4 protein-coding genes and 1 CRISPR repeat array are annotated in these 5,279 nt (G+C 66.8%); of the genes, 2 read left to right on the plus strand and 2 right to left on the minus strand.

Features of this window, described 5'->3' with window-relative positions; genetic code table 11:
* A partial coding sequence (locus FKV24_RS18655; RefSeq protein WP_141483460.1) for a DUF58 domain-containing protein occupies nt 1-1,275 on the plus strand: 1,275 nt, incomplete at its 5' end.
* Between the two features lie 76 nt (nt 1,276-1,351).
* Complete coding sequence (locus tag FKV24_RS18660) at nt 1,352-1,768, plus strand: hypothetical protein (protein ID WP_141483461.1); 417 nt, start codon at nt 1,352-1,354, stop codon at nt 1,766-1,768.
* 377 nt (nt 1,769-2,145) lie between these two features.
* Here the strand turns inward: FKV24_RS18660 and FKV24_RS19410 are convergent, their stop codons facing one another.
* Together FKV24_RS19410 and FKV24_RS18670 are read right to left on the minus strand one after the other, a co-directional pair.
* Nucleotides 2,146-2,676 (minus strand): hypothetical protein, encoded by a 531-nt coding sequence (locus tag FKV24_RS19410; protein ID WP_170288377.1) that lies wholly within the window; start codon nt 2,674-2,676, stop codon nt 2,146-2,148.
* An 82-nt stretch (nt 2,677-2,758) separates the two neighbouring features.
* Nucleotides 2,759-3,472: a CPBP family glutamic-type intramembrane protease gene (locus FKV24_RS18670; protein ID WP_170288378.1), complete on the minus strand. Its 714-nt coding sequence runs from the start codon at nt 3,470-3,472 to the stop codon at nt 2,759-2,761.
* 209 nt (nt 3,473-3,681) lie between these two features.
* Nucleotides 3,682-5,272: direct repeats of the CRISPR family, unit length 28 nt; unit sequence TTTCTGAGCTGCCTGTGCGGCAGTGAAC.
* The last annotated feature ends 7 nt before the right edge of the window (nt 5,273-5,279 follow it).

Consider the following 5,279-nt stretch of genomic DNA (forward strand, 5'->3'; position numbering starts at 1 on the left):
TGGGCCGCGCTCGGCCTGGCCGCCAGCATCGGCTGGCTGGCTCCGGTCGGCTGGCGGTATGCCGGAGCCGCGCTCGCGGTGATGGCGCTGATCGACCTGCTGCGCCTGCGGCGGCAGTCCCTGCCGCAGATCGAAAGAAGCGTTCCCGACACTTGGCCGATCGGCATCGAACGACCGGTCACCCTGGCCTTCGAGGCCCGGCAGCGGCAGCGTCTGGACGTGTACGACCTGCATCCCACCGGCTGGCGGGTGCACGGGCTGCCGCGCCGCCTCGATCTGCGCGAAGGCGAGTCGACCCGCTTCGACTATCACCTGCGCGCGCACGAGCGCGGCGACTTCGTATTCGACGGTACCCACCTGCGTCTGCACTCGCCATGGCGGTTGTGGCGCGAGCTGCGCACCGCCGGCGAACCGCAGCCGGTGCGGGTATTCCCGAACTTCGCGCCGCTGGCCAAGTTTGCGATGTTCTCCGCCGAGCAGGCCTCGCGACTGGTCGGCGCCCACCTCAAGCGGCGGCGCGGCGAGGGCACCGACTTCCATCAGATGCGCGAGTACCGGGTCGGCGACAGCCTGCGCCAGATCGACTGGAAGGCCACCGCGCGCTCGCACAAGCTGATCTCGCGCGAGTACCAGGACGAGCGCAACCAGCAACTGGTGCTGCTGCTCGATACCGGCCGTCGCCTGCTCGCCCGCGACGACCTCGACGATGCCGACGGCATGGCCCACTTCGACCATGTGCTCGACGCCGCCCTGGTGGTCGCCTACCTGGCCTTGCGCCAGGGCGATGCGGTGGGCCTGCTCGCCGCCGGTGGCGACAGCACCTGGGTCCCGCCGCGACGCGGGGCCGGTGCGATCGAAGGCCTGCTGCGCGGCAGCTACGCGCTGCAACCCTCCGCGGTCGCCACCGACTTCCTCGCCGCCGCCACCGAGCTGTCGCTGCGCCAACGCCGCCGCTCGCTGGTGATGCTGGTGACCAACCTGCGCGACGAGGACATGGACGACCTCCTCGCCGCGGTGCAGCTGCTGCGCAAACGGCACCTGGTCTGCGTCGCCAGCCTGCGCGAGGTCGCGCTCGACCGGACCCTGGCCCGCGAGGTCCACGACCTGCCCGATGCGATCCGCGCCGGCGCCACCGCGCAGTACCTGCAGCAGCGCTCGGCCGCGCACGAGACCCTGCGCAACCACGGGGTGATGGTGCTCGACGTCACCTGCGACCAGCTCGCCGCCTCGCTGGTCGAGCGCTACCTCGCGGTCAAGCGCGACGGCCTGCTCTGACCGGGCGTTCACGGAATCTCCCAAGCGGCGTTCATTACAGGGTCCGCGGCCTGTCGCCGCCCTGCGAGGACCCGTCATGCGCACTTCCAGCCTCATCGCTTCGCTGCTCGCCGCCACGTTTGCCCTGGTCGCGTTCGCGCCCCCGGCCGCGGCCCAGCAGGTCACCTTCCCCAATCCGCTGTTCGTCACCACCGGTACGATCGGGTGGAGCGTCACCCTCGACGACAGCGACCCCAACCGTGGCGTCGAATACAGCCTCGTGTTGCCCCGCACCAGCAAGAGCTCGGGTTGGCTCGTGCTGGACTATTCGGGCGATGCCTATGAGCTGCAGAGCCTGCCCGGAAAGCCCACCGTCACGGCCAAGATCGCGCCGATTCCGCAGGGCGGCCAGTGCCCCTACTCGCGCAACGCGCCCAACGCCACCTACACGATCGAGTTCATCCTCCGCAACGTGATCTACCGCGGATGCGGCTACTTCACCCAGCCGCAATGAGCCCGATGGCAGGTGCCGCCGCCTGAGTCTCGACGGCCATCGGCGGTGGCCGCGGTGCCCCTCGCCCCCGAGTCAACCGCGCCACCGCCGGGGCCGTCACCTTGCACGATCCCCCGCAGGAGCGGCGTAAGCCGCGATCCCCGGGCTGCGCCCGGGAATCCCCAAAATTTGCTGCGCAAACCTTGGGCCCCACCGTTGCGCTGCCACACCCCCATTCGTGCCTGGGGCACGAATCGCCCCCTGACTCAGGGGGCTGGGTTACAGCTCGCGGCCATCGTCGGAGCTGGGGGAGCGGCGTAAACCGAGATTGGCCTTTCCATGAAAGCCCTATCACGGTTCACGCCGCTCCTACGAATGCTCCTGTACGGATGTGCCTGTCAATCCGCGGCGTCGGCGCGGCGGTAGATCCCGACGAAGGCGGTGCTCCAGCTGGCGCCGCCGTCTTCGGAGGTTTCCCAGTGCTGGCGCACGCTGCCGTCGGCTTGCGGGGTCCAGGTGATGCGCTGGCGCTGGACGCCGCCATCGCGGCCCTTCAGCTCGCCGTCCATCACCATCGCACCCTCGCGCAGCCCGCCTTCCAGTCGCAGCACCCCGCCGTCGCTGCCGATCCAGAACTGGCGCCAGACCCGGTAACGGCGATCCCAACCGTTCAGGCTCTGGCCGCTGCCACCACGGGCACTGCTCCAGTTTTCCAGCAGGCGGCAGCCGTCGGCGCTGCGCTCGATCCGGTTGCGGCCCAGCAGCGCGGCCTCCTCGTCGTCGGCACGCACCTCCCAGTCGCCGACCCAGAAGTCGAACTGGCGGTACTCGGCGGTGTCGCATTTCGGCGGCGCCGGCGGCGAGGCGTCCTGCGCCCAGGCGAGCGGCAGGCACAGCCAAAAACCCAACAACAGGCATGGCGTTCTCATCACGAAGCCTCCGTCGGTGGTGTCAGCCCAGCCTGCAACCGTTCCCGCTGCGCTTGCAAGCTCCGAAGGTCACGCCATCGCGCTAGAGGAAACCGGTGAGCTGGAATACGGTGTTGCCGGCCGCGTGCGCCAGCAGCGGCAACAACAGACTGCCGCTGTTGAAGCGCATCCAGCCGTAGGCGAGTCCGCCGGCCAGGGTGAAGGCGGCCGATACCGGTTCGAACGAGAAGCCGTCGCGGCCATAGCCCAGCCCGTGCCACAGCGAGAACATCAGCGCGGTCACGATCACCACCGCCCACGGCACCCGCCGCGGCGGCGCCCTGCGCCCGAACAGGCCCAGCAGCAGCGCCGGGGCGACGCCCCGATAGGCCAGCTCCTCGGCCAGCGCCGGCATCGTCGCCTGGAACGCCAGGGTCTCCAGCGACGGCGGACCGGGCCGGAACGCGAAGCCCAGCGCCACGCCCACCGCGACCAGCACGCCCAGGACGGTCAGCGAAGCGCGCAGGTTGCGTTGCTTCAGGGTCAGTCCGACCGCCTCGGGGCCGAGCCGGAACACATAGATCACCAGCGCCGCCAGCAGCAGGCTGTAGAGCTTGCCGCTCCAGTTCCAGCCGCCGCCGAGCAGGTCCGCCGAGGCCAGCGCGGTCGGCAATGCGGTATCGAAGTCGTCCAGGCCCAGGTACAGCGCGAACAGCGCCGCGCCGGCCACCCCGATCCGACGGTCGAAACCGGTCGCGATCAGCGCCAGGGCCAGCGCGATCGCGGCGAAGACCAGCGAATAGGTGAGGATGAACATATGCCGCCTCCGGAAGCCGCTCGGCGCCACCGCGGGTGCGGACACGCGACGCCGATGTCGTCCGGCAGTGTCCGCCGCGGCCATGGCCTTGTCCATAGCAACACCAGCGAACGGATATATGCCTCTGAGAAGGACTTCCGTAGTTGTCCTTCCCATTATGCCTGTGCGGCAGTGACTCCCTGGTAGCGGCCGATTTCCTCGTTGATGACGTTCTGAGCTGCCTGTGCGGCAGTGAACCTGGACGCGCGGGCGAAGTTCCCCGATTTCCATTTCTGAGCTGCCTGTGCGGCAGTGAACGGCAAGGATCGACTTGGCCCGCGCGATGGCTTCTTTCTGAGCTGCCTGTGCGGCAGTGAACGTGCCGGTAGGCCGCTTGCTCCGCCTCGAGCCTTTCTGAGCTGCCTGTGCGGCAGTGAACTGACCACCGCTGCCCCCCGGAGCCTCCGATATTTTCTGAGCTGCCTGCGCGGCAGTGAACTTCAATCGCGCCTCGATCATCGTCGTGTCCATTTTCTGAGCTGCCTGTGCGGCAGTGAACTCCTAGGCGGCACGATGCAAGTCCATTTCGAGATTTCTGAGCTGCCTGTGCGGCAGTGAACCACTCGCGGGCCATCTGGCGGAGCGACTCGGCTTTCTGAGCTGCCTGTGCGGCAGTGAACGCTACTTCGCGAACGCGCAGACGTTCGTCGACTTTCTGAGCTGCCTGTGCGGCAGTGAACGCTCCGGACGAAGCCGACCCAGTCAAGACCGTTTTCTGAGCTGCCTGTGCGGCAGTGAACGAGCTGAGCAAGATGCCGGCAGCGCGCACCCTTTTCTGAGCTGCCTGTGCGGCAGTGAACTTGGAGATATGGGACGGAGCCACATACGTACTTTTCTGAGCTGCCTGTGCGGCAGTGAACCAGGATCGTCGCGGCTACGAGCGCGCTGCGGATTTCTGAGCTGCCTGTGCGGCAGTGAACTCACCGGGCTGCACATCGCCGATGGTCTCGGCTTTCTGAGCTGCCTGTGCGGCAGTGAACGCCTGACGAGGTGCTCGACGTGACCTACGAGTTTTCTGAGCTGCCTGTGCGGCAGTGAACATGATCCCGCTTCTCCAGCAGATCAAGCAGGTTTTCTGAGCTGCCTGTGCGGCAGTGAACCTATCCAGGTTGCAGACGATGGGTGCCCTCATTTTCTGAGCTGCCTGTGCGGCAGTGAACGCGGCGCACCGCCTGCTCGATGTCCACGAGCATTTCTGAGCTGCCTGTGCGGCAGTGAACGCGGTGCCGGCTTCGATGGTGAGTTGGGTCATTTTCTGAGCTGCCTGTGCGGCAGTGAACGTTGTCCAGGCGGGTGACTGAGGCGAGCTTGATTTCTGAGCTGCCTGTGCGGCAGTGAACTTCGCCGCCGTGGGCGACGATGTAGTTGGTGAATTTCTGAGCTGCCTGTGCGGCAGTGAACCCAGCGCCAGCTCGCGGTGACCCAATGCGAGTTTTCTGAGCTGCCTGTGCGGCAGTGAACTTCGAGCTTCGAGACCATGGCTCCGTGCGCCTTTTCTGAGCTGCCTGTGCGGCAGTGAACCGTCTTGGTGATCGGCGTGCCATTCGCGGTGCTTTCTGAGCTGCCTGTGCGGCAGTGAACTTGAGATTGACCGAACTCCCGCTGGTGTCATCTTTCTGAGCTGCCTGTGCGGCAGTGAACGCATGACTTTTTGATGCGTTCGCATTCCATCTTTTCTGAGCTGCCTGTGCGGCAGTGAACTGGTAGCGATCAACCTCATCGCCGTGGGCGTCTTTCTGAGCTGCCTGTGCGGCAGTGAACTGGTAGC

It is taken from the genome of Marilutibacter maris, from assembly GCF_006546735.2.
GTDB lineage: Bacteria > Pseudomonadota > Gammaproteobacteria > Xanthomonadales > Xanthomonadaceae > Marilutibacter > Marilutibacter maris.